Genomic DNA, 24,013 nt, shown 5'->3' with positions numbered 1-24,013 from the left:
TCCTGGTTTCTGGTGGCAGAACTGCTGTCAGCTTATCAGTGACTGCCGAACCGGGTATTCGCCCAGCATGGCCCGGCGGATGGAATCAAGGTGTTCGGCCATCGCCTGATGGGCTGCGCCGGCATCGGAATTCTGGATAGCGGCCAGAATACGCTGGTGTTCGGCGAGTTCCCCGGATTGCGACATGTAGGGTTGCATGGAAGGCAGGACATAATGGGCGCGCGCGGTTTGCGCCAGGCAGTTCTCCAAGCTGGCGGTGATCCGGGAGTTGCGCGAGGCCGCGCACAGTTCGCTGTGGAACTGGCGGGCCGCGTGCATGGAAGCAATGGGATCGCTGACTGCCAGCTCTTCCTGGTCTTTCAGGTGGGCGCTGAGGCTGGTTGCCAGTTGCGCCGAGTGCAGTGCGGCAACTTCGGATGCCACGTGTGGTTCAAGGAGCCGCCGCAATTCCAGGACTTCGTAAATATCGTTCAGCGAAATGGCGCGCACGAGGTAGCCCTTTTTAGGCAGGACCTCGAGCAGCCCCTCGCTGGCGAGCTGCCGCAAGGATTCACGGACGGGAGTTTTGGAAACTTCAAACTCTTGCGCCAAAGCCGGTTCAATCACCACCGTCCCGGGTGCGAGTTCGCCGCGGTTGATGCGTTCACGCAAGATGCCGGTGAGTCGTTCGGAGAGCGAGCTGGCCATGATTCTCCGAATCTTCCGGGCGTAACTTTGCGACCTGCGCTAGGTGCTGATCTGATAAACAGTTTAGTCTGGCCTGAAATATATTTCAGGAATCTTACGCGGTGGCGTCATCGAAAGCCAGCAAGCAGCGAGGGCAATAAATGGGAAATCTCAAACGGCAACTACCGGATCTGTCCGAGCTGGTGAGCTTGATGAAGTTCAAGGCCCCATCCCTTGACCGGCGCACGGCGCGGCTGGCGGCTGCCGCCGACATGTGGGACCTGCGGGCCATGGCCAAGCGACGAACTCCCACCGCGGCTTTCGACTACGTGGACGGAGCCGCTGGCCGGGAGATCACAGCCCGGCGCGCACGCCAGGTCTTCGACTCGGTGGAACTCCTGCCACGGATTCTGCATGGCACCGCGCATTCGGATCTATCCACCACCATTGCCGGTGCAGCAGCCAAGCTGCCCTTTGGCATTGCCCCCACCGGCTTCACCCGCTTCATGCACTCCGAAGGCGAAATTGGCGGGTCGCGCGCAGCTCAACAGGCGGGCATCCCGTTCAGCCTGTCCACCATGGGCACGCGCTCCATCGAGGAAGTAGCGGCCGCTGCACCCGATGGGCGCCATTGGTTCCAGCTGTACCTGTGGAAGGACCGCGAGAAGTCCGCGGCTTTGGTGGAACGTGCCGCCGCTGCAGGTTTTGATACCTTGCTGGTCACTGTTGATACTCCGGTTGCCGGCCAGCGCCACCGCGATACGCGCAACGGCATGAAGATCCCGCCGGAGCTGACATTCAAGACCATTGTTGATGCCTCCTATCGTCCGGAGTGGTGGTTCAATTTTCTGACCACCGATTCACTGAAGTTCGCTTCGCTCTCCGGAACCTCGGCCGATTTGCCAACCATCATCAACTCCATGTTCGACTCCTCGTTGGACTTTGACGACCTGAAATGGATCCGCGAATTGTGGAAGGGCAAGCTCTTCGTCAAGGGGGTGCTTACTGCCGAAGACGCCGCCAAAGCCAAGGCGGCCGGCGCTGACGGTCTCGTTGTATCCAATCACGGCGGACGCCAGCTGGACCGCGCCCCGATTGCCTTTGAAGCGCTGAGCGAGGTTCGCGCCGAAGTCGGCCAAGACATGGAAATCATCCTGGACTCGGGCATCATGTCCGGTGCGGACATCGTCGCCTCGCTATGCGCCGGGGCCGACTTCGTGCTCATTGGCCGCGCCTACCTCTACGGACTGATGGCTGGTGGCGAGCAGGGAGTCAGCCGTGCCATTGAACTCTTGGCCAGGGAAGTGGAAGTTGCCATGCAGCTGATGGGTGCGGCCTCGATCAAGGACCTGGATGAGTCGTTGATCCGCCGTCGGTAGGCCTGCAAAGAGCAACTGATTCACAGATGGCAAATGATGATTCATATCTTGATTATTGATTTCGGGAACCTATACTTGCGGTATGGACATCACCTTGACGCAGCTTCGGTACTTCAGTGAAGCAGCAGCCCAATTGTCGATGACGGGTGCGGCCGAACGACTGAATGTTGCCCAGTCGGCGGTGTCCAGTGCTGTTGCGCAGCTCGAGAAGCAGATTGGTTCCCAGCTATTCATCCGGCAGCGGGCCAAGGGCCTGCTGTTGACGCAATCCGGCGAGCTGTTTCTGAAGGATGCCAACGCCGTGCTCGCGCATCTCGAAGAAGTTGTAGAGAACGCTAAAGGCGACCAGGCCAGCGTTTCGGGTGTTGTCAGGTTGGCCTGCTTCAGCACGCTGGCACCGTTCCACATTCCCGACTTGGTGAACCGGCTCAAGGCAGATCATCCGGATCTTGTATTGGAGGTCATTGAAGCCGACGCTGCCGGTTGTTCGCGAGCATTGAGCGATGGGCAAGCGGATCTGGCGCTGTGCTATGACCTTGGCTTGCCTGAGAATGTCTCGACGAGCACGGTCAGCAGCGCCAGGCCGTATATCGCGTTGCCGATGGGGCATAAATTCGCCGATAAAAAAGCTGTCAAAGTGCAGCAGCTTTCCGCGGAGCCATTCATTTTGCTGAGCATGCCGCACTCCAAGGACTTGATGCTTTCGATCCTTCGCAACGCAGGCGTGGAACCGGATGTCCGATTCCAGTCAGCAAGCTATGAAACGGTGCGCACCTTCGTCGCGCATGCGCATGGATATTCCATTTTGCATCAACGGCCGACGCACTCAATGACCTACGACGGAAGCCAAGTGGCCATCGTGGAAATCGCTGATCAGGTCCCGGAACTGCGTACGGTCTTGGCTTACCTTCCTTCGCAGCGGCCCACCGGGCGCATGCGGGCCGTCGCCGATGCCGTCCACGCCCAGATTGCCGAACGTGCCAGGGGCCGGGCGCCTGGAGGGGGGCGGTGAGTGCCTACGCCTCTGAGCGATAACGGTTGATCATCGTCTTGATCAGGTGCCGTTGATGCGAAGAGGTGACTTCTGCTGGTTCCAGCATTGAAGTGATGTGCAAGCCCATCATGGCGTTGATGAGCTCGCTGCGCGCATGATTGACATTCAACTTCCGGGGCACCTCACCGAGATCTTTGGCTTCGCCCAGGCACTGGCTGATTTGCACCATCCAGGCGTTGAGAGCCGAGGCGCCGATTTTGCGAAGCGAGTCATCGGTTTGTGCCCTTTGCCAGAAGGCAATGGCCACCCGGGCCTCAGCGAGGGTGGTTTCGTCGGCTGGGATGATTTCAAAGCACAAGGCCAGCAGCGCATCCAGCCCGCGGCGCGAATCCAGAACCTTGGCGATGCGCTGATCGGTGCGCTGGCAGATCAATTCGTAGGCCGCCAGCAGCAGCTCGTTCTTGTTCGCAAAGTAGTGGGAAATGATCCCTGGTGTGGAGTAGCCGCATTCGCTGGCAATGTCACGCATGGTTGCGTTCTCGATGCCTCGGGTGGCAATGATGTTCCACGTGGTGTGAATGATCGCAATGCGGCGCTCTTCGTGGTCGACAAGGCGAGGCATGATGACGCAGCTTTCCGGCGCTCAACGCCAATTCTGGGTGGGTGAAGTGATGGACAGGAGGCGGCCAATGCCGGCTCGCCCCTGTCCATCCTTGCATGCTCGAAGCAGCGCCAAAGCTAGGCTCCGCAGTGTCCTTCGGTTTCAGGAGCTTGCATGGAACAGTGCGAGCTTGTCGAGGCAGGGATATTGAGCATCGGGTTTTCATTGAAGAAACCGTGTGGCTTCAGCGTGAACCCTACGGTATCCACTGGCATGATGGGCCAGTCCTCGGGGCGAGGGAAGTGGGTCAGGCCAAAGGAGTGCCACAACACGATATCTTGTCCGTCGATATCCCGGTCGGCTTCGACGAAGGCAGGAAGCCCTGCCCCGCCTGGATTGCGGTTGACGAAGTCGCCGGCTGCGTAGAGCTCGCCTTCGGCAAAGCGCGTGACCCAGAGGTCGTGCCGGGTAAAGGCGGCACGGGCAGCGATGGACGAATCGTCAGCCATGGCCAGCGTCGGATTGTTCTGCGGGTACAACGTGTAGCCCACCGGCTCGCCCACATGATTCAGGGAACCCGGATTGCTCACCTGCCATACGCGTCCCGCTGCTGCGTTGGCGTCGCGTACCGCCTGCTGCTCGGTGCCCAATCGCAGCCGGCTTTGGGTGAAGGCATTGCCGTGTGGATTGCCTTCGGACTTCGGCAACCGGACGACCTCAAGCTCGTCAACGGCGTTGGCATGCCCGTCGATCATCATGTCCAGGCGGGCGCCAAAGAGATGCTGGTGGAATGGCGCAGCCAAGCCCGGTGCGATTTCTGAGGCGTACTCGTAACCCTTGTGTGGCAACGCCGCGGTGAAGACGATGCCCGTGGCCTTGGCTTCAAACTCGATGGTGCCATCGAGGTACAGGTACCAGTAGAAACCGTAGTCGTAATTGCCCACGGTGGTGAAGAAGGAAACCACCAGACGCCGGTTGCGGCGCACTTCGTTGGATCCGGCCCACTCATCGGTGTGCTTCCATCCGATCCCGGCGTCTTCCTCGTGAATGCAGATGCCGTTGTCGATGACGCGCGGATTGCCAAAATCGTCGGCAACCACGGGAGACATGTAGTGGATTTCTCCGAGGCAGTCGCAGCCGAGCTTCAGCGAGTTCGCGTCGCGTCCCACCAAATATTCTCCGGTGTCGAAATAGTTCTGCCAGCTCCGGTAAGGGGACGGATCGCCGTAGGGCACTACCATTTCGGAGATGGATGCGCGGTGGATCAGCGGGCGGCGAGTCCCGCCTTGCGTGTGGTGGATCTGGTGAAGCACGAGTCCTTCCCGTGAGTCAAAGCCGACGCGCAGATCCCAGCCGAGCCACGAGAGGTGGTTGCCATCCACGGTGAAGCTGGCTCCATCTGGCTGGGTGATTTCGATGGCCTTGAGATCATCGCGCAGCTCACCATGAACTTGTGGATCAGTGTAGTTTCCGTTGATGTCTGGAACGGGAACAGGTCCATCATCGATGAGCCGGTCAACGCAACGGTTTTCGAGGTCGACAAAGGCCACCAAGCGATCGATGGGGTGGGCCCAAGCGTGGTCCTCAGGGGAATTCTGCACGAAGCCCAGTCCGCGCAATAGGCGTTTTCCTTCTTCGTTCTCGTAGTCGAAGACACCTGCTGACAGCGGTGCAACTCGAACCTGGGATGTGCTCAGCCCGCGGCTGGCCAAGGCCTTGATCCATCCTTCGTCGTTGGCCAGGATTTCTTCGACGGTGTCGAATTCTTCCAGCAGCACCGGAACCTGCCCCTCTGTCGCTGCTTCGATTTCGCGCTGTGATTCAATCTCTGCGCTGGCCAAGCAGATCGTGATGTCCAGGGAGCGGGGGATGGCCGGATCGTAGAGCATCACACGAACCTTGCGCGGAACCTCTGTGCCAGCATCGGCATAAAGCAGGTCCTTGGGCGGATCCAGCAAACCCAGGTAGGCAAAACGGGTGGTCTGCTCAACCAGCCCGGCGTCGGCAAGGATATTGCGAGTACGCAGGATCTCTTCACTGGTGATCTGTTCCAGTGGGTGCGCGGTCTCCAACGCTGTCGTTGGGTGAAGGTGTTCCATCTGAATCTCCTCGAATTTTTGTTGAACGGTCGTTCAAAATTAGTATCGATTGTGACAGGGCTGACAAGCATTGGCAACCACCGGATGAAAATATGTTCCACTCGACCTGCAATCCGTCGTGTCTGCGCAAGCTCGCAAGCGGGAGGCGTGTGTTTCCCTAGGATTTCGAAGAATTCACTCTAATTGTTCTCATCTAGCCGGAGGTGGGCATGGGGTTTTCTGGCGTTGGGATCGGCGGCATGGCGTCGTTGAAGCTGCTTTCGTCGGTGGCCGTGACCCGTGCGATCCCAAGGGGAATTGAATCTGAATATTAGATGCTGAACATCTAATAATACTGATTTACTCGATTAGCGTCGCGTTCTACTGTTATCCGTGTGACGCGGCGCACTTCGAAGCTGAATCGCGTGAAGAATGCGTCGCCGCAAGTAACTCCGGTGCGTCCTGACTTTCAGGTCCGCCCGGGAATCATGCCTCCGTCGGCCGCACGCGTCCGCGGAGGAAACGGCAAAAGGAATTAGACATGCATAAGGATGCATCTTCAACACAACTTGCCCAGGACCAGGCGCAGCATCTTCAAAAAAGCTTGGGCCGAATGGATCTTCTGCTTCTGGTGGTTGCCGCGGTTATCTCAATCGAGGTCCTGGGGCAGGTTTCCGGTTTTGGCGCTGAAACGTTTACCTGGACCCTGATTCTAGCGATCACCTTCATGATTCCGTACGGGCTGATTTTCGCCGAAACCGGCGGCGCTTTCACCGAAGAGGGCGGTGTCTATGTATGGACCAGAATGGCATTCGGCCGTATCGTCGCCGCCATTGCCTCGCTATTGACCTGGGTTACCCAGCCGGTTTGGGTGGGCGGAGCGATGGCATTCGTCGCGGTGGAAACATGGTCGGAATACGTGACGCCGGTTGAGTCTGGCTCGGTGTGGGACTATCTTTTCAAGCTCGCCTTCATCTGGATTACCGTCACCTCGGCAATTGTCAGCCTCAAGCACGGCAAATGGCTCCCATCGTTAGGGGCGATCTGCAAAGTCGGATTCCTGGTGTTCTTCCTGGCGGTCACCCTCATTTACGGGTTCGTCAATGGCTTTAATGGATTGTCCTTTGGGGATTTCACGCCGAGCATCGGTGGATTCCTCGGCTTGACGCCACTGTTGCTGTTCTCATTCCTTGGATTTGAATCCGGCAATAGCGCCGCAGGGGAAATGAAGAACCCCGCCAAGGATGTGCCGATTTCCATCGCGCGCACCTCCCTGCTCGCTGCCGGCAGCTACCTGCTGCCAGTGCTGGCAATCTTGCTGGTGGTACCACTGGAGCAGATCACCGGCATCGGCGGGCTGTTCGGCGCCGTGGAGGAGGTCTTCTCGATCTTCGGTGCCGGTGCGCCTGTCATGCTGGCCATTGCCGCCATCGTTTTCTGCTTCGTGCTGGTTTCCCAGGGAGGCGCCTGGATGATCATCTCAGACCGCATGCAGGCAATGGCGGCTGCTGATGGTTCGTTCTTTGGCGGCTACTTCGGCCGGTTCAATCCCAAGTTGGGCACTCCAATGCGGGTCAATACCCTCTCCGGTGTCGTGGCAACGATCTTCATGCTGGTCGCGATGCAGCTGAACGGCTCCAGCGCTGCAGTTTTCGGTATCGTGCTGAGCATCTCCATCTCCACTTTCCTGCTCAGCTATCTGATTGCGATTCCAGCTGCCGTGCGTCTGCGCGCAAAATTCCCGGCGGTCCAGCGTCCTTTCCGAGTCCCGGTTTCGAACGGTGTCTTCAAGATCCTCGGCTACGTTTGCTTCAGCTGGATCCTGCTTGGTTCATGGGTCGCGGTTTTCCCTGGCACCTTGGAAGCTCTGCTGGGCGTGGACTACGACTTCGAAGCAATCTGGGGCGTGTCTCCGATGGAGTTCGAGCTCTTTGCCGTGGGAACGCTGGTGGCGATCTTGGCCTTGGGCATCGTGGGCTACCTTCGCGGTGGAAAGGTCCGCAGGGCGGATCCCGGTTCCCCGGGAGTAGCAGCCGGCGAGCAATTGAAGCTTGAAGAGCCATCCCAGCCATGAGCCCTGTTGCAGCCAGAGACCGCCGCCAGGCTGGCCAATGGGTTCCTTGGGTTGTTGGTGTGCTGACTGGAGCTTCGGCCGCAGCGCACTTCATCCTTGCCGTTGAATCCACGGGCGTCATGGCAGTGTTCATGCTCGCTGGTGGCCTGCTCTGCCTGTGGTGCACCATCCATCCCTTGTTTCAGCACCATGATCTTCGCCGGCAAGCCATGATGGCCATGGCCATTTCCAGCAGCAGCGCATTGATCCATATGGGCGTGATTACAGCCCATGCCTCCTCTGCCGGCCATCGGCATGGCGGCCCACCGCAGGCGATGATTGACCATGGCGGGCACCTGCAGTTGATGCTGGGCCTCGTTGCCTTCGAACTGCTGATTGTCATGGTGCTGGCGGTGATCGTGCGCACGCAAACTGATATCCGCCAATTAGGCCCGGATCAATCGGCTGGTTCGCTTGATCGACCCTATGCCATGAGCGGCACGCGGGTCCTCGGCGGATAGTGCCGCATCCATTATCTGATTTTCAGATTCATATTAACGAAAAGAACTTCTTTACAGATGTAGTCCACTAGGGCGAATCTGGAATCAACACCAACTGACAGCTCCCCATGGACGGAGAAGAACAATGCAGAATACCCGCACAGAAGTAGTGGTGGTTGGCGCAGGCCAGGCAGGCATCGCCATGAGCGAGCACCTGGGCCAGCGCGGCATTAACCACATCGTGCTTGAAAAGGATCGCATCGCCGAACGCTGGCGTACCGGCCGGTGGGACTCGCTAGTAGCAAATGGCCCGGCGTGGCATGACCGCTTCCCGAACCGGGAATTCGGCGAAACCGCTCCAGAAAGCTTCGCAACCAAAGACCAGGTAGCCCAGTACTTCGAAGAATATGCAGCGCAGGTCGGCGCCCCGGTCCGTACTGGAGTGCAGGTTACCCGCGTGACCCGCAACGAGGGGCGCCCGGGGTTCACCGTGGAAACCAGCGACGGAACCATCGAGGCGAACTACGTTGTCGCCGCGACCGGCCCCTTCCAGAAGCCCGTGATCCCGCAGATTATCCCGGAAGATGCCCCGCTCAACCAGATCCACTCTAGCGACTACCGCAACCCCGGCCAGCTGCCTGAGGGCAACGTCCTGGTGGTCGGCGCAGGCTCGTCAGGTGTGCAGATCGCCGATGAACTGCACGAAGCAGGCCGCCAGGTGCATCTGGCCGTAGGCCCGCACGACCGCCCGCCACGCCGCTACCGCGGACAGGACTTCTGCTGGTGGCTAGGAGTATTGAACAAGTGGGAAATGTCCGCGCCTCCCGCGGGAGCCGAGCACGTAACTATCGCAGTCAGCGGGGCCCACGGCGGGCAGACCGTGAACTTCCGTGCCCTGGGCAGCAAAGGACTCACCCTGGTTGGCAGGGCCTCCAGCTATAGCAATGGGGTGCTGGGATTCGACGATGATCTGGCGGCGAACGTGGCCCGCGGAGACGCAAACTACCTCTCCATACTGGACGAAGCCGATGCCTACATCGAGCGCAACGGCCTGGACTTCCCGCAAGAACCCGAGGCCAGGGAACTGGGCGAGCTGCCCGAATGCATCACCGATCCATTAAGCGAATTGGACCTGCAAGCTGCCGGGATCACCACCATTGTGTGGGCCACCGGATTCTCCGTGGACTACAGCTGGCTGGAGGCAGACACCTTTGACGAGCGCGGACGCCCGCGGCACCAGAAAGGCGTCGGGCAAGAAGCCGGCATCTATTTCCTGGGCTTGCCTTGGCAATCCCGCCGCGGTTCCAGTTTCATCTGGGGTGTCTGGCACGATGCACAGTACATTGCCGACCAGATTGGCATCCAGCGCGCCTATGCGGCGCACCAGCCCATAGCCGCCAACGCGCTGTCCGCCGCAGCCACTGCCTAATCCCCACTGCAGCCACAAGGAATGAACTCAATGAAGCACACCCGCATACGCACCTTTAATACCAAGGAAACCTACCCAGAACAGAACCTGGATAACGATTTGTGCCAGGCCGTCGTGGCCAACGGGGTCGTCTACCTGCGCGGCCAGATCGGGCAGGACCTGGATACCCGCGAATCAGTGGGCATCGGAGACGTTGAGGCGCAAACGGAAAAAGCCATGGCCAATATCGACATGCTGCTCAAGGAAGCAGGCAGCAGCCTCGAAGACATCGTCAAGGTCACCGTTTACATTATCGACCCGCGCTACCGCGAGACCGTGTACCGCACCATGGGCAAGTGGCTCAAGGGCGTATACCCGGTATCCACCGGCTTGGTGGTCCAGGCCTTGGCTCGTCCAGAGTGGCTGGTTGAAATCGACGCCACCGCAGTAATTTCATAAGGAGCAGTCATGACTTTCAGCGTCATCGGTACCGACGGCAACGGCCGTTTTGGACTGGCGGTGTCTTCCTCATCGCCGGCGGTCGCCGCCCGGTGCACCCACGTGCGCGACAACGTCGGGGCGGTCAGCTCGCAGAACATCACCGATCCGCGGCTGGGCACCAGGATCCTGGATTTGCTCCAGGACGGAGCCACCGCACAGCAGGCGCTGGATGCGGCGTTGGACGGCTATGCGGACGCCGCTTTCCGGCAACTCACGGTGCTCGATGCCCAGGGCAACCAAGCGCTCTTCCATGGGGAACAGACCCTGGGCATCTATGCCGGAGCCCAAGGGCAGCACTGCGTTGCCGCTGGAAACATGCTGGCCAACACCGGCGTTCCACAGGCCGTGGCGCAAGGATTCGCCGATGCCGCCGGTGAACTGGAACAGCGGCTTCTTGCCGCCTTGCAAGCCGGGGTTGCGGCCGGGGGAGAAGCCGGCCCGGTGCATTCGGCAGGACTGGCGGTGGCCTCGGGGTACGGCTGGCGCGACACCGACCTGCGGGTTGATTGGCACGAGGATCCCATTGCGGAATTGGAACGCGTCGTGAAAATCTGGCTCCCACAGCGCGATGACTATGTGCAACGCGCCCTGGAGCCTGCGGCCTCGGCTGGTTACGGGGTGCCCGGCGATGCGCGCTGAATCATTGGAACAAACCGGCCAACTGGCGCGCTGGCGCCAACAGGTTGCCGAGAAGGCCAAAGCCTTGCAGGACGAGCTGGTTGAATTCTCCGAAAAGCTGCATGCCCATCCAGAACTGGGGTGGGAAGAGCACCAGGCCGCCGAATGGACCGCGCAGCTGATGGAAAAGCACGGCTTCACGGTCGAGCGCCACTACCTGGGGTTTCCCACCGCCATGCGCGCTGTTTACGGCAACGGCGCGCACAGGGTCGGGCTGATGGCTGAATACGACGCACTGCCGGGGCTGGGGCATGCCTGCGGGCACAACATCATTTCGGCGACTTCCTGCGCCGCGGCCATCGCCCTGGCCCAGGTAGCCGACGAGGCAGGGCTGCAGGTTCAGCTCTATGGAACTCCTGCCGAGGAAGGCGGGGGAGGGAAGATCGAGCTGCTTAAGCGAGGTGCCTTCCAAGACCTGGATCTGGCACTGATGGCTCACCCGGCCCCGGTGGACAGCGCTCAGGCCAATCCCTATGCGGTCGCCCACCACCATGTGGAATACCGTGGCCGCGCAGCTCATGCTGCGGCCTACCCGGAACAAGGAATCAACGCCAATGACGCCTTCATTGTGGCTCAGGTGGCGCTGGGACTGATGCGCCAGCAGCTTCCGGCCGGCACGCGCGTGCACGGTATCCAGACCAATGGGGGACAAGCGCCCAACGCAATTCCTGGCAAAACCGAGGGGCGCTGGTATGTGCGGGCGCAGAACCTCGTCGAGCTCGAAGAGCTGGAAACCCGTGTGGAGCGCTGCTTCGAAGCCGGCGCAGTAGCCACCGGCTGCGAACTGGAGATCACCCCTGAATCGGAGCCGTACTCGGAATTCCGCACCGATCTGCGCGCGCTGGCCATATACCAGCGGCATGCCCAGGCTTTGGGGCGCCGCTTCGACGCGCCGGCGGAGCAGGCCACGATGAACCGGGCCTCGACCGATATGGGCAATGTGTCACAGGTGGTCCCGGCCATCCACCCGTATATTGGTCTGGGCTGCTACCCGATCTCCAATCACCAGCCAGAATTTGCCTCCGAATGCGTGGGTCCGGCCGCCAACCAGGCCATCCACGACGGATCGATTGCCCTGGCGCTGACCAGTCTCGACTACCTCATCGCCGAAGCAGATTTCCCCGCCGCTCAAGGACCGCAGGCATGAGCGCGCCGGTCATGACTTCCGGCTGGCGCATGGAAACCGATTCGCTGGGAAGCTGCCGCCTGCCTGCCGGGGCCTACTACGGCATCAGCACCCAGCGGGCACTGGAAAACTTTCCGGTCAGCGGCCGAACCATCGGCAGCCAGCGCCATTTGATCTGGGCCTTCGGCGCGATCAAGCAAGCGGCGGTGCGCGCCAACGAAGCCCAGGGGCTGATCCCCGCCTTCAAAGCGCGAGCGATCGAGCAAGCCGCGCAAGAGGTGATGAACGCTGAATTGGACGAGCATTTTGTGGTTGACCGCATCCAAGGTGGTGCGGGAACCAGCACCAATATGAACGTTAATGAGGTCATCGCCAACCGGGCCTTGGAAATTCTGGGATTGGCCAAGGGAGATTATGCGCAGCTGAATCCGATCGATGATGTGAACCGCAGCCAGAGCACCAACGACACCTATCCCACGGCCGCCAAGTTGGCGCTGCACGTTGAACTGGTGGCGCTCTGCGACGAGCATCAGCTGCTGGAACAAGCGTTCCGGGCCAAGGCAGCAGCTTTTGGCCAGATCCTGAAGGTGGGTCGTACCCAGTTGCAGGACGCCGTGCCGATGACCCTCGGCCAAGAATTCCGGGCCTTTGCCGATACCTTGGCAGAAGACCGGGCCCGCATGCTGGAATTGCTGCCGCACCTTTGCGAAATCAATCTTGGTGCCACGGCCATCGGAACCGGGATTACCGCCACCAGCAACTATCGGAAAGAAGCCGTAAGGCAGCTGGCAGAACTTACCGGAGTGCCGGTAGCCAGTGCCCAGAACCTGGTGGAAGCGACCAGCGATACCGGAGTTTTCATGCTGGTATCCGGTGTCGTGAAGCGTGCAGCCATCAAGCTCTCCAAGATCTGCAATGATCTCAGGCTGCTCTCGTCTGGCCCGCAGGCCGGTTTCAACGAGATTCACCTGCCACCGGTACAGGCCGGATCCTCGATCATGCCGGGCAAGGTCAACCCGGTGATTCCGGAGATGGTCAACCAGGTGGCGTTCCGGATCGCCGGGGCAGATACCACGGTCACCATGGCGGCCGAGGCAGGACAACTGCAGCTCAATGCCTTTGAACCGGTGATGGTTGATGCGCTGCTGGAATCCATCCAGTGGCTTGGCACGGCAAGCCATCTGCTGCGCGAGCGCTGCGTTGAAGGGATCGAAGCCAACGAATCCCTGCTATCTCGTCGCATGGACGAATCACTGAGCGTGGTCACCGCTCTGACCCCGCTGCTGGGCTATGCGCTCTCGGCTTCGCTGGTCAAAGAGGCCCAGCGCAGCGGCACCAACCTCACCCAATTGATAACCCAACGCCAATTATTGGAGCCACAGCAACTGGCCCGCGCGCTGGATCCCAGCACGCTCACCGGCAGCGGCGCACAATGCCCACCCGGGTAAAAGAACCACGCCACGCACCACTTCGCATTGGAGAAGAAACAATGACCAAGCTATCTACAGACACTTCATGGCGGGAGCTCGCCGGATCGCTTCGCCTTGACGGGCGAGCCTTGATTGATGGGCAACGCCAGGACGCCTCGAACGCGCAGACCTTCCCCAGCATCAGCCCGATCGATGGGCGCCACCTGGTTGATATTGCCGCCTGCACCAGCGAGGACGTTGAAGCGGCAGTTGCTTCGGCACGGGCTGCCTTCGAGGGCGGGCAGTGGAGCCGCATCGGCGCCGCGGCCCGCAAGGAAACCCTGCTGCGCTTAGCGGATCTGATGGAGGAGCACGGCGCAGAGCTGGCCTTGCTGGACAGCCTCGACATGGGAAAGCCCATCGCGCAGAGCACCACGGTGGATATCCCGGGAAGCGTCGAGACTTTCCGCTGGTACGCGGAGCTTGTCGACAAGCTATCCGATGAAATCCCTTCAACCCCGCCGGGCACTACCGCACTGGTGACGCGCGAACCACTGGGCGTGGTGGCGGCCATTACTCCGTGGAACTACCCGCTGGAAATTGCTTGCTGGAAGCTTGCACCGGCCTTGGCAGCCGGAAACAGCGTCGTGCTCAAACCAGCCGGGCAGTCCTCGCTCTCAGCGTTGCGGCTGGGCGAATTGGCCGTGGAAGCGGGTATTCCCGCCGGCGTGCTCAATGTTGTTCCAGGTTCAGGGCGGATCGTGGGAGAAGGGCTGGCGCGCCATATGGATGTGGATGCTGTGGCCTTCACCGGGTCAACGGCGGTGGCCAAGGGGCTGCTTGAAAGCTCGGGGCAGTCCAATATGAAGCGTCTCGGGCTGGAAGCCGGAGGAAAGAGCTCCAACCTGATCTTCGATGATGTTGAGGATCTTGATGCGGCGGCGGCCAAGGCGGCTTTCGGAGCCTTCTACAACCAAGGCGAAGTCTGTTCGGCGAACTCGCGCATCTTGGTTCAGCGTGGCATTGCCGAACAGTTCATCGAGGCGCTGGCCAAGCACAGTGCCGACTATGCACCGGGGGACCCGCTGGATCCGGGACATGCCGGGGCCGGAGCACTGGTGAACAGCGCCCATGCCGATCAGGTGGAACAGGCCATCGAGAGCGGCCGGAATGACGGGGTCATCCGTGCTGGGGGTCGGCGGCTGACCCTGAATGGGTCCGATGCCTACATTGAACCGACCATCATTGCGCAGCTGCCGGCCACGCACCCGCTGCACCATACCGAGATTTTTGGCCCCGTAGCGACGATCAGCGTCTTTGATACCGAAGAGGAGGCGATTGAACTGGCCAACGGCACGGAGTATGGGCTGGCCGCATCATTGTGGACCACGAATCTTTCCCGCGCCCACCGCGTCGCTGCTCGCCTGGTAGCTGGAACAGTGTCGATCAATACTGTCGATGCGCTGGGTTTGACGACCCCATTTGGTGGATTCAAGCAATCGGGTTTCGGCCGTGACCTATCGGTGCATGCATTGGATAACTACACGGGCTTGAAAACCACATGGATCCAGCACGGCTAGTTCAACCAGGACCTGCACAGATCCTTGGTTCGGGCCCGGCTGCTTTCCGCTCCGCACGCGGTTGGCAGTTGGGCCCTTGCAACGCCAGCCTGGCTATTGAATACAAAATGGCCTCCGCGGCAATCCTGCACTCAAGATGAGAACTGGAGCCTCGGATTTCCCGTGGTCCCATGGCCAGCTATCCTCGCAATCCCCGCTTTTGTCATCGTTGAACTGGCGGTTAGTTCTATGCGCGGTAGAATAGAAATTGTGCCTGCACCAAAAACCACCCCAACCCAAGCCCAAGATGTTTTCCGCCCGGTCTTCCTGCGCGGACTCACTGCGGTGGCCTACGCGCTGCTCTCGATCTTCTGGATCGGGGCGGACCAGAAGGCCCTGGCCTATTCAACGGCAGGGTTCCTCGTAGTCACCGGCGTATTCATGTGGCAGTACGTGGTGGTTGGCAGTGCCCCGGAAAAGTCCCGCGGCGCCTATGCCGCAGGCGCCGGACTGATGCTGCTGGCCGGCATCGCCACCATCTTCGCCACCTCCGTGGCATGGATCGGATACATCGCGGCCTTCGCCTTCCTGGCCTCCGGCATTGCTGAACTCTACGTTTTCGCCAAGCTCCGCCACGCCTTCCCGCCGTTCAGGAACCAGCTGGTCACCGGTGCGGTGGGCGTGATTTTGGCCATGGCGCTGTGCTTCAGCGGCGGCATGGATGCCCACGCGCTCTTCGGCCTGATTGGCGGCGGCACCATTGTCCTTGCAGTCTTCGAGCTGATTGCCGGATTCGGCCATCGCCACGAGATGAAGGCAGAAGCGCCCCACGCGGCCGATATGCCGGAGCAAGAAAACAACTAGTCTTGAAGTCTGCAGGAAAAGTAGAAACGGAGTTTCTGGTGGGAAACAACAAGAAGAAGCAGCCGTGGAGCCAGTCGATCAAGGGCCCACTGAGCTTCTCGCTGGCCATGGCGATCGTCGCGGGAGTCGTCGGTCTGGTCAGCTCCACCGGCGGATCGCAGAATCCGCTGCGTTTCGACATCGGCTTGGCCTGTTTCGGCATTGCCTTCATCGCCTGCCTCCTGGTCATCTCGGTGATGACCATGGCAGGCAAGGAGAATGATCCAGACCTGGGCAAGGGGACCGGAGTGAACCGATCCTCAGCCAACCCGGACAAGAAGTTTGAAGACTGATAATAAAGCTTAGCCAAAGATCACGCGCTGGGACTGTCCTTTACCGATAGTCCCGGCGCGTTCCCGTTTGCGACAAATACGTATCAAGGATTTCCCGTGAGTAGCACCAGTACCACCCCGCCAGCCAGACACACCCCTTTGGGCAAGCAGCTGCTGCGGCGCAAGTCCATCAATGCGATGTCCAATGACGCCGCCAGCAACGCCGGGCTCGGCACGCTGAAGCGTTCGCTGGGTGTCATGCAGCTGGTGATGATCTCGGTGGGCGCCACCCTGGGCACCGGGATCCTGGTCATCCTGGGATCTGCCGTGCCGGTGGCCGGGCCGGCCATCTGGATCGCCTTTGTGCTGGCGGGCATCACCGCACTGCTCTCCGCGGTGTCCTACGCCGAGATGGCAGGCATGGTTCCGGTCTCCGGTTCCAGCTATTCCTATTCCTACGCCACCCTGGGCGAGGGAGTCGCCTGGATTTGCGGCTGGTGCCTGGTCTTGGAATACGCGGTCTCCGCGGCCGCAGTAGCTGTCGGAGCCGGGGCCTACGTGAACCAGACCCTGCAGATCTTCGGCTTGTCATTGCCCGAGAGCTTGGCCGGCGGGCCGGGCGAAGGCGGAGTGATCAACCTGTCGGCGTTGATCGTCGTGGTGCTGGCCACCGTTCTGCTGGTGCGCGGAGCCCGTGAATCCGCGATGGCCAATACCATCATGGTGCTGGTGAAAATCGCGATTCTGATCTTCTTCGTGATCGTCGCCTTTACTGCCTTTAACGCCGGGAACTTCGCCCCGCTGCTGCCCATGGGCGCAGCCGGTGTCACCGGTGCCGCCTCGATGGTCTTCTTCTCCTACATCGGTTTTGATGCGGCCTCCACCGCGGGCGAGGAAGCGAAGAACCCGCAGAAGGCCCTGCCCCGTGCCATCATGATCGCGATGGTTTTGGTGACCGCCATCTACGTGCTGGTAGCCGTTGCCGCGATTGGCGCCCGCGAATGGAGTTGGTTCGCCGATTCCGAAGCGGCCCTGGTGCAGATCGTCTCGGAGATCACCGGGCAGCGCTGGATGGTGCTGGCCTTCGCGCTGGCTTCGGTCATCGCCATCGTCTCGGTGGTGCTCACCACCTTGTATGGCCAGACGCGCATTCTGCTGTCCATGGGACGCGACGGCCTGGTTCCGCGCTTCTTCGCCAAGGTCTCGCCCAAGACGCATACCCCGGTGATCGGCACCTACGTCACCGGCCTGCTGGTCGCCATTGCCGCCTCGCTGATTCCGCTGGGGCAGCTGGCCGAAGCCACCAGCATCGGCACGCTGTTCGCCTTTGCGCTGGTCGGCGTTTCGGTCATGTACCTGCGCAAAACCCAGCCGGATACTCCGCGCACCTTCCGCGTGCCGCTGTACCCGGCCACTCCCATCCTCGGCATTGCCGCCTGCCTGTTCTTGATGTTCAACCTTGCCGGGATCACCTGGGTGGTCTTCGGGCTGTGGATGGTTGTCGGCGCCGGCATCTACCTTGGCTACGGGCGCCGCCATTCACGCTTGGGTTCCCTGGATGCCGCGGCGTACCAGCGGGAGCTTGAGCTCTAGGACCGTCATCTACTGGCAGGTACGCGGTGCGCGGATATGCTGAGTGGTGGAAGACCATCGCAGACCTCCGAGGAGCATCATGCAGCAGGATCCCATCAGCACCGCAGACCTGTACGACCAGCACGGTGAAGCGCTGCAGTCCGTCTCGGCGCAATTCCAGGACTTCGGCGGACGGCTGTCCTTCCACGGACCAGCCCGCACCGTGAAGTGCCACGAAGACAACGGGCTGATCAAGGAGATCCTGAGCTTCCCGGGCAACGGCGCAGTGCTTGTTGTCGATGGCGGCGGCTCGCTGCGCTATGCGCTGATGGGCGACATGATTGCCGCCAGCGCCGAAGTCAACGGCTGGGCTGGCGTGATCATCTACGGTGCCGTGCGCGACCGCGCAGCGTTGGCGGAATTGGAACTGGGCATCAAGGCCCTGGGCAGCAATCCGCGCAAAACCGTCAAGCGTTCGCATGGCGCGGTTGATGAAGTGCTGAACATCGGCGATGTGCAGGTGCGCCCTGGTGCGATGGTCTACGCGGACATCGACGGGATTCTCGTCGAGCACTAGTCCGGTGTGCGGCTACCGTTCCCGGTCAGCCGCCTGTTCCCACTCGGCACGGAATTCTTCGGTGCTCAGATTTTCCAGGTCCTCGCGGATCTGCACGATCAGGCGCTCTGCCTCTTCCAGGCTGGAGGTGGTGATGCGCAGCATCACCGAATCATCTTCACGCGAATGCACCACGACCTGCGGCTCGTTGGCTTCGAACTCGCCATCACCCAAGGTCGCCGAAGCCAGTGCGACAACCCAGCGTCCTGCCGCCACAATCGGGTTGCTGTGAGCAGCTTCCAGCCGTGCCTCGTAGTCGTCTGAAGCGTGTGTTTCCTGAGTCATGACCTGCCCTTTCAACTGCTGCACCACCGATGTACCGGTGGTGTGTTCATCATAGGGTGCTGATCGGGTTAAATGCGAGAACGCGCCGTGGACCTCGCCAGCAGTTCGCCTCCGCTAGGAAGACTTGCCGGACTTTCGCGCCCGGTAGGCGCGCACGTGCTCGCGGTTGGCGCAGTTCCCGGTATCGCAATAGATCTTTGACCGGTTGCGGGACAGGTCCAGCAGGGCATTGCGGCAGTCGGCAGAAGCGCAGATCCGCAGCCGCTCGATGCCGCCGGCGCGAATGACCTCGGCCAGCGACATGGCGGCGTCCACTGCCAACCTGTCGTACAAGGGCGTGCTGGTCGTCGTCGCATGCAGGTGGTAGCCGAGTTTCTCGCTCTTGATCAATTGCGGCTGGGCATTGGCATTGCGCAGGATCTGGTTGACCTTGAAAACGGCCTCTTCTTCGCTGCCGGTCCAGACGCCCTTGAGCTGGGAGCGCAGCTGGCGGATGGAACGCAGCTCCGCCTGGTTGTGCGCGCGGGACCCCTCGAAGTTCTCGGCGTCGAGGAATTCGTCCAGATCAGCGACGGTGGAGAGCATGTCGATGATCTGCACCTCGGTATTCAAGAGGTTCACGACGGTCTTCAGCGAAGCGACGATATCTGGGGCAAAGGTCATAATTCGTTCCTGGGCGAGGGGTGGATTGACTGCCTCTCAAGCCTAACCGTATCGTCATGCCCATATGCATTGTTGCCCCCTTGTGCGGGGCTTGGAATTCTTCGTGAAAGACATCGACACCCATGAGCGAAACCACCGGCTCGCAGCTGCCTGCAGGCACCCGGGAGCCATCAGCGCACGGCGGCAGCCAAGCCAGGGGAATCTGGATTGCCCTGGCCTCCTCGGCGGCCTTTGGAATTTCCGGTTCCTTTGCCAGAGGCCTGTTCGAAGCAGGATGGAGCCCCACCGCAGCGGTAGCCGCGCGCATGGCCGGGGCAGCGGTAGTGCTGGCCATCCCGGCTGTTCTTGCGATGCGTGGACGATGGGTGCTGGTGCGCACCAATTGGCTGTCGATCCTGCTCTTTGGCCTCTTCGGCGTGGGAGCCTGCCAGCTGTGCTATTTCTTGGCCGTGCAGCGGCTGGATGTGGGCGTGGCTCTGCTGCTTGAGTATCTGGCGCCGGTGCTCATCGTCCTGGTGCTGTGGGTGAGGCATCAGAAGCGGCCCTCGGCAGCCACCATTGCCGGCACGCTGTTGTCCTTGCTGGGCTTGATCGCGGTGCTGGATTTGACCGGAGCATCAGCCATTGATCCGATCGGGGTCCTCTGGGGACTCGGAGCAGCCGTCGGGCTGACCGTCTACTTTTTCATCAGCGCCAAGGTCGATGGGGCGCTGCCGCCGATCATGCTCTCCGCAGGCGGCATGGCCGTAGGGGCCATCACGATGCTGCTGGTGGGCGCCTTGGGAATCCTCCCGATGACCTTTGCTGCGGGCAGCGGATCCTTCGCCGGATTCCAGACTCCTTGGTGGGCAGCCTTGATCGGGCTGATCATGATCGCCACGGTGTTCTCCTACACCACCGGGGTCATGGCGGCACGGGCCTTGGGCTCCAAGGTCGCCAGCTTCATTTCGCTGACCGAGGTGTTGTTCGCGGTGCTCTGGGCGTGGCTGCTGCTCTCGGAATTGCCGGGACTGGTTCAGCTCTTTGGCGGCTTGCTGATTGTCGCTGGCGTGGTGCTGGTGCGTGTTGACGAATTGCGGGCCCTGCGAAAAGGGCAGTGATCGCCAAGGCGTCCTGTGCGCTCGATGGCAATGGCGCTGCACGCAGAGCCAATTCCCGGCCTGTGAGCCGGGGCACACTGGTTCCATGACTTCGCGGCCCGCAACGGCGTGGGCTGGTGGATTGCAGAAAGCGAGTTTCCATGGGCAAGGTATCTGTCATTGTGGTCGGTGCTGGTTCGGCAGGATCGGTGGTTGCCCGCCGGTTGATCGATGCCGGCGCCGATGTGACCGTATTCGAAGCCGGGGGAGAAGACACCAATCCGGCCATCCATGATCTTTCGCGGCTCGGGGAGCTGTGGCACAGCCCCGACGATTGGGACTACTACACCACGCCCATGGAAGGCACTGCCGGAAAACGCGTGCACCTGCCGCGCGGCAAGGTCCTTGGCGGCTCGCATGCGCTCAATGCAACGATCTGGGTTCGCTGCGCCCAGCAGGATTTTGATGGCTGGGCGGAGCACTGCGGTCCGGAATGGGCCTGGGAGAACGTGCTGCCGGTGTACCGCGATATCGAAGATTTCTCCGGCGGAGCCAGCGGTGTCCATGGAGTCGGCGGGCCCATTCCGGTCGACAATGACTATGAGCTGGATGAGATCCACGCGTCCATCATCAAGGCAGCCGAGCAATCCGGCGTCCCCTTCAACCCCGACTACAATTCCGGGGTCTTGGACGGGGTCTCCAAGGAGCAGGTCAACATCGTTGACGGGGTGCGCATCAATACCTGGAAGGCCTACCTGAAGCCGGTCCGGGGCCAGGCCACGATCATTACCGGTGCCGAGGTGCATTCGGTCATAGTTGAGCAGGGTGCCGTCGTTGGCGTGAATTACCGCCAGGATGGGCAAATGCGCCAGCTGACCGCGGACCATGTTGTGCTCAGCGCCGGTGCCCTGGGATCGCCGCAAATCCTGCTGCGCTCCGGAATCGGACCCAGTGAAGAACTGCAGCAGGCCGGGGTGGCCCCGGTGCACGCCCTGCAGGGTGTGGGAAAGAATTTGCATGACCATCTTCTGGCACCGGTCATCGCGAAGACTACTGCTCGCGATATTCCGGCACCGCGCCAGGGCGTATCGGTAACCCAGTCGCACCTGTTTGCAAAGTCGCGGGATGATCTCGAAGCACCGGATACCCAGCCGATCTTCTTTGCTGTGCCCATGTACTCGCCGGGAATGGAGCCCATCGACGGCACCGCGTTCACCCTGCATTCCGGGATCGTCACCCCATATAGCCGCGGCGAACTCACCCTGAGCGGCCCGGACCTGGATGATCCGGTGAATATCGATATCAACGCACTGGCTGACCCTCGCGACATCCAGGCCTTCCTGTTCTCCATCAAGCAGTGCCGGAGCATAGCCCAGCAAGAAGCGCTCGCGGAATCCTGGGGAGCGCAGGAAATCTATCCAGGGCCGGAAGTCCAGGATGACGAGCAGCTCGAAGAGTACATTCGCAACAATGCGGTGACCTACCACCATCAGGTCGGAACCTGCGCGATGGGCGTGGACGAACGGGCGGTTGTCGACCCAGAGCTCAAAGTGCATGGCCTGGCAGGGCTGCGCGTGATCGATGCATCGATCATGCCGAGAATTACTACAGGAAATACCAATGCGCCATCGATCCTGATTGGGGAAAAGGGCGCCAAATTCCTGCTCAAGGATCTCGGGTTGGCGGATTAGGGAGGCCTGCATGCCATGGGCTTCAGGGGGCCCAGGTGCGTGCAGGCAATCCCTCAGGACAATAGTGAAGGCATGAAAATTCTGTTTCAAGCCCGAATTCCGTTGCCAGCCGGATGCAGCTAGCAGCTGGCCCTCACTGGTTCTTGAAATCATGGAGGTCCAGCTGTTCAGCTTCTTGGCTTGTCGCGGCCCTCGACTTGGAACCGAGGAGCTGGATTGCCCCGTTCTTGGAAAATGCCGGCAAGATCTGCATTGGACTTGCCTGCTAGCGAAACTGGGCCATTCGCGCGGCTTCTGTGGTCGGCACCGCGCTGTTGATCTTTCACAAGGCCAGTTCAGAACTGGCTTCCAGCCTGCTTATTAACCGTGTGGATATGACGGCGCTGGGTGATGCGGTTGCGTGCCTGCCGGGCCAGCATCGGGAAGTTGTCCCATCGGCACATGAGCGCCAAGTGGGTCTTGGGAATTGGGTCAGGCAATTGCCTCACGGGATTCGCAATTAATCAAGGCAGCACCATCAAGCCGGTGCGCTTCGGCCGAAATGCGTCGGGCCAGGTTCACTTCATCCCCGGTCATCTCTGTGCTCGGGCCGTGGCCCAGGCGCAGGCTGACAATGTCAATGCGCCATTCCACGTGCGGGTGGACACCCACCTTTTCCGCGAGCAGCCCGACGAGTGTGATGAATTCCAGTGCGGTGCTGGTCGATTCGAATCGGTAGGACGCAGTGAATGATTCCTTGCTTCGAATCCAATCCTGGAGAACTGCTAATCGCTGTTCCGGCGCCAGGGGAACCGGTGATTGAGCGCGTGAAATCTGTCGGATATTAGTCATGGGGCATCTCCTTGCAAGGCGGAGGGTTATCCCATGGTGCTGGGCAGAGACCGCCACTTGTCATCGTCGCAGTAATCGAGGTCAACGTACAGGGCGCCCAGTGAATACGCAGGCTGCGGGGCAGTAGAAGGCGATGCTGGATCAGCTGGGGCCGCTGTCGAGCCTGGCGCATTTCGGCCTTGCCGACTGATAAACGGGCCGCTGCCGCTGGCCCTGCCATTGGTGGTGAGCCGGAAGTGGCCATTGGCTAGTCCGCAGTCGAGTGTGGGAGCAGAACTGGCGGTACTCATGCTGGTTGCCTTCCAGGAGCATGGCGTGACGCCTAGCAACTTACTTTGCTGAGAACGCCAGACTCGCCTGTGCTCCGGGAAGACAACTCCAGCCCGCTGCGCTGAGAGCAACTGCTGCCTTTGCCATTGGAAAGATCCCTCGAATCCTACGCGCTGAAAGCGGCACTGTTCGTGGCATCTCTCCATCTGCATTGGTACCTGGGAGTTTTCACTTCAACCCGACTACTGGGCGAAGCTTGCTCTCCCCGGTGAGCGCAGTCCTTTCTGCGCTGCTTTCCCGAGTTGCCGTCCCGTGGCGGTATGGCTGCTTGGGAGCTTTCCGGGGAGGAAATGGCTCCTGCGCCGCCCGCCCTCAGAGAGGACGGCTCTGTTCCGCCACGTACCAACGACAGTTGAGGTGATTACCATCACAGTATGCGCAGAATAATGAATGTGATGCAAATCGCATTTCAGAAGGTTTCGCTGTTGTTCATCGCGCAGACGCTCATCGCATCGACGAAAGGTGGTGCAGTGCCGCCGCTCATCAGCCCGATGAGCGAACAAGCGACCCCCATGAAGGTCCGGTGGACTTCACGGGGGTCGTGGAATGCAGTGCCGCCGGTGCTGCAGGAGAACCAGGGTGGCAATGTGCAAGGTGGCCCCAGCGGCCACGGCGGGAATTGCCGTTGGCGCGAAGTGGCCTTTGCTTTATTGGGGCCGTAATTAGCCGCCCAGGCCTCCGAGCAGGCTGGCGAGCAGTTCAAGAATGGTGTTGATCAGATCCATGATGTCCTCCGTGTTTTGTGATGATGAATGGTGCTGCATCAACTTGCGCTGACGCCATGAAATCTAGCAAGGGATCATGGAGGTTGATCCAATA

At 60.7% G+C, this 24,013-nt stretch carries 25 protein-coding genes; 17 read left to right on the top strand and 8 right to left on the bottom strand.

The annotated features are described in order from the left end of the window. Positions 1 to 27 precede the first annotated feature (27 nt). Positions 28 to 687 carry a GntR family transcriptional regulator gene (locus AOZ07_RS15600; protein WP_060702823.1) on the bottom strand — a complete coding sequence of 220 codons (660 nt, stop codon included), beginning with the start codon at positions 685 to 687 and terminating at the stop codon, positions 28 to 30. A gap of 140 nt (positions 688 to 827) precedes the next feature. On the opposite strand from AOZ07_RS15600, the gene AOZ07_RS15595 reads away from it, so the two are divergent. After that, complete coding sequence (locus tag AOZ07_RS15595; RefSeq protein ID WP_060702822.1) at positions 828 to 2,045, top strand: alpha-hydroxy acid oxidase; 1,218 nt, start codon at positions 828 to 830, stop codon at positions 2,043 to 2,045. Between the two features lie 82 nt (positions 2,046 to 2,127). Further along, positions 2,128 to 3,057, top strand: coding sequence for a LysR substrate-binding domain-containing protein (locus AOZ07_RS15590; RefSeq protein WP_060702821.1), 930 nt, complete (start codon positions 2,128 to 2,130; stop codon positions 3,055 to 3,057). A 4-nt stretch (positions 3,058 to 3,061) separates the two neighbouring features. On the opposite strand, the gene AOZ07_RS15585 is transcribed toward AOZ07_RS15590, so the two are convergent. Both AOZ07_RS15585 and AOZ07_RS15580 read right to left on the bottom strand, forming a co-directional pair. Beyond that, entirely contained in the window at positions 3,062 to 3,661 is a 600-nt protein-coding gene (locus tag AOZ07_RS15585; protein ID WP_060702820.1) for a TetR/AcrR family transcriptional regulator, read from the bottom strand. 116 nt (positions 3,662 to 3,777) lie between these two features. After that, positions 3,778 to 5,739: a primary-amine oxidase gene (locus tag AOZ07_RS15580; RefSeq protein WP_060702819.1), complete on the bottom strand. Its 1,962-nt coding sequence runs from the start codon at positions 5,737 to 5,739 to the stop codon at positions 3,778 to 3,780. Positions 5,740 to 6,259: 520 nt separating this feature from the next. Between AOZ07_RS15580 and AOZ07_RS15575 the strand changes: the two genes are divergently transcribed. From AOZ07_RS15575 to rraA, 12 genes are all read left to right on the top strand, one after another. Then, positions 6,260 to 7,792 (top strand): APC family permease, encoded by a 1,533-nt coding sequence (locus AOZ07_RS15575; RefSeq protein WP_060702818.1) that lies wholly within the window; start codon positions 6,260 to 6,262, stop codon positions 7,790 to 7,792. Continuing rightward, positions 7,789 to 8,292: a hypothetical protein gene (locus AOZ07_RS15570; protein ID WP_060702817.1), complete on the top strand. Its 504-nt coding sequence runs from the start codon at positions 7,789 to 7,791 to the stop codon at positions 8,290 to 8,292. The genes AOZ07_RS15575 and AOZ07_RS15570 overlap by 4 nt, the downstream gene beginning before the upstream one ends. A 124-nt stretch (positions 8,293 to 8,416) precedes the next feature. Further along, a complete protein-coding gene (locus AOZ07_RS15565) occupies positions 8,417 to 9,700 on the top strand; it encodes a flavin-containing monooxygenase (RefSeq protein ID WP_060702816.1) in 1,284 nt (427 codons plus the stop codon). A gap of 30 nt (positions 9,701 to 9,730) precedes the next feature. After that, entirely contained in the window at positions 9,731 to 10,138 is a 408-nt protein-coding gene (locus tag AOZ07_RS15560) for a RidA family protein (RefSeq protein ID WP_060702815.1), read from the top strand. A 9-nt stretch (positions 10,139 to 10,147) separates the two neighbouring features. Then, a complete protein-coding gene (locus tag AOZ07_RS15555; protein WP_060702814.1) occupies positions 10,148 to 10,819 on the top strand; it encodes a DUF1028 domain-containing protein in 672 nt (223 codons plus the stop codon). Continuing rightward, on the top strand, positions 10,809 to 12,005 hold the full coding sequence (locus AOZ07_RS15550; RefSeq protein ID WP_060702813.1) for a M20 family metallopeptidase: 1,197 nt from the start codon (positions 10,809 to 10,811) through the stop codon (positions 12,003 to 12,005). The genes AOZ07_RS15555 and AOZ07_RS15550 overlap by 11 nt, the downstream gene beginning before the upstream one ends. Next, positions 12,002 to 13,432: an aspartate ammonia-lyase gene (locus AOZ07_RS15545; RefSeq protein ID WP_060702812.1), complete on the top strand. Its 1,431-nt coding sequence runs from the start codon at positions 12,002 to 12,004 to the stop codon at positions 13,430 to 13,432. Before AOZ07_RS15550 ends, AOZ07_RS15545 begins: the two co-directional genes overlap by 4 nt. A gap of 41 nt (positions 13,433 to 13,473) precedes the next feature. Beyond that, complete coding sequence (locus AOZ07_RS15540; RefSeq protein WP_060702811.1) at positions 13,474 to 14,973, top strand: aldehyde dehydrogenase; 1,500 nt, start codon at positions 13,474 to 13,476, stop codon at positions 14,971 to 14,973. A 249-nt stretch (positions 14,974 to 15,222) separates the two neighbouring features. Next, a complete protein-coding gene (locus tag AOZ07_RS15535) occupies positions 15,223 to 15,816 on the top strand; it encodes an HdeD family acid-resistance protein (protein WP_194943695.1) in 594 nt (197 codons plus the stop codon). 38 nt (positions 15,817 to 15,854) lie between these two features. Further along, on the top strand, positions 15,855 to 16,148 hold the full coding sequence (locus AOZ07_RS15530) for a hypothetical protein (protein WP_236995204.1): 294 nt from the start codon (positions 15,855 to 15,857) through the stop codon (positions 16,146 to 16,148). A 177-nt stretch (positions 16,149 to 16,325) separates the two neighbouring features. Continuing rightward, a complete protein-coding gene (locus AOZ07_RS15525; RefSeq protein WP_236995338.1) occupies positions 16,326 to 17,720 on the top strand; it encodes an amino acid permease in 1,395 nt (464 codons plus the stop codon). Positions 17,721 to 17,799: 79 nt separating this feature from the next. Next, a complete protein-coding gene (gene rraA / locus AOZ07_RS15520) occupies positions 17,800 to 18,276 on the top strand; it encodes a ribonuclease E activity regulator RraA (RefSeq protein ID WP_060702808.1) in 477 nt (158 codons plus the stop codon). Between the two features lie 12 nt (positions 18,277 to 18,288). Here rraA and AOZ07_RS15515 read toward each other — a convergent pair whose 3' ends face one another. Both AOZ07_RS15515 and AOZ07_RS15510 read right to left on the bottom strand, forming a co-directional pair. After that, a complete protein-coding gene (locus tag AOZ07_RS15515; protein WP_146276582.1) occupies positions 18,289 to 18,600 on the bottom strand; it encodes a hypothetical protein in 312 nt (103 codons plus the stop codon). A gap of 114 nt (positions 18,601 to 18,714) precedes the next feature. After that, on the bottom strand, positions 18,715 to 19,263 hold the full coding sequence (locus AOZ07_RS15510) for a CGNR zinc finger domain-containing protein (protein WP_060702806.1): 549 nt from the start codon (positions 19,261 to 19,263) through the stop codon (positions 18,715 to 18,717). Between the two features lie 122 nt (positions 19,264 to 19,385). Between AOZ07_RS15510 and AOZ07_RS15505 the strand changes: the two genes are divergently transcribed. Both AOZ07_RS15505 and AOZ07_RS15500 read left to right on the top strand, forming a co-directional pair. Further along, positions 19,386 to 20,363 (top strand): EamA family transporter, encoded by a 978-nt coding sequence (locus AOZ07_RS15505; protein ID WP_084793301.1) that lies wholly within the window; start codon positions 19,386 to 19,388, stop codon positions 20,361 to 20,363. A gap of 140 nt (positions 20,364 to 20,503) precedes the next feature. Next, on the top strand, positions 20,504 to 22,033 hold the full coding sequence (locus tag AOZ07_RS15500; RefSeq protein WP_060702805.1) for a GMC family oxidoreductase: 1,530 nt from the start codon (positions 20,504 to 20,506) through the stop codon (positions 22,031 to 22,033). Between the two features lie 335 nt (positions 22,034 to 22,368). Here AOZ07_RS15500 and AOZ07_RS18880 read toward each other — a convergent pair whose 3' ends face one another. The 3 genes from AOZ07_RS18880 to AOZ07_RS18875 are packed head-to-tail and all read right to left on the bottom strand — an operon-like array spanning position 22,369 to position 23,154. Then, positions 22,369 to 22,512 (bottom strand): hypothetical protein, encoded by a 144-nt coding sequence (locus tag AOZ07_RS18880; RefSeq protein ID WP_194943694.1) that lies wholly within the window; start codon positions 22,510 to 22,512, stop codon positions 22,369 to 22,371. Next, a complete protein-coding gene (locus tag AOZ07_RS15495; RefSeq protein WP_060702804.1) occupies positions 22,505 to 22,864 on the bottom strand; it encodes a 4a-hydroxytetrahydrobiopterin dehydratase in 360 nt (119 codons plus the stop codon). Before AOZ07_RS15495 ends, AOZ07_RS18880 begins: the two co-directional genes overlap by 8 nt. A 26-nt stretch (positions 22,865 to 22,890) precedes the next feature. Then, the gene (locus tag AOZ07_RS18875; protein WP_194943693.1) at positions 22,891 to 23,154 is read right to left on the bottom strand and encodes a hypothetical protein; all 264 of its coding nucleotides are present in this window, start codon (positions 23,152 to 23,154) and stop codon (positions 22,891 to 22,893) included. Positions 23,155 to 23,589: 435 nt separating this feature from the next. On the opposite strand from AOZ07_RS18875, the gene AOZ07_RS15490 reads away from it, so the two are divergent. Beyond that, complete coding sequence (locus AOZ07_RS15490) at positions 23,590 to 23,856, top strand: hypothetical protein (protein ID WP_060702803.1); 267 nt, start codon at positions 23,590 to 23,592, stop codon at positions 23,854 to 23,856. Positions 23,857 to 24,013 lie beyond the last annotated feature (157 nt).

Origin of the sequence: Glutamicibacter halophytocola, from assembly GCF_001302565.1 — a bacterium.
GTDB lineage: Bacteria > Actinomycetota > Actinomycetes > Actinomycetales > Micrococcaceae > Glutamicibacter > Glutamicibacter halophytocola.
This window is presented reverse-complemented; position numbering and strand designations above follow the sequence as displayed.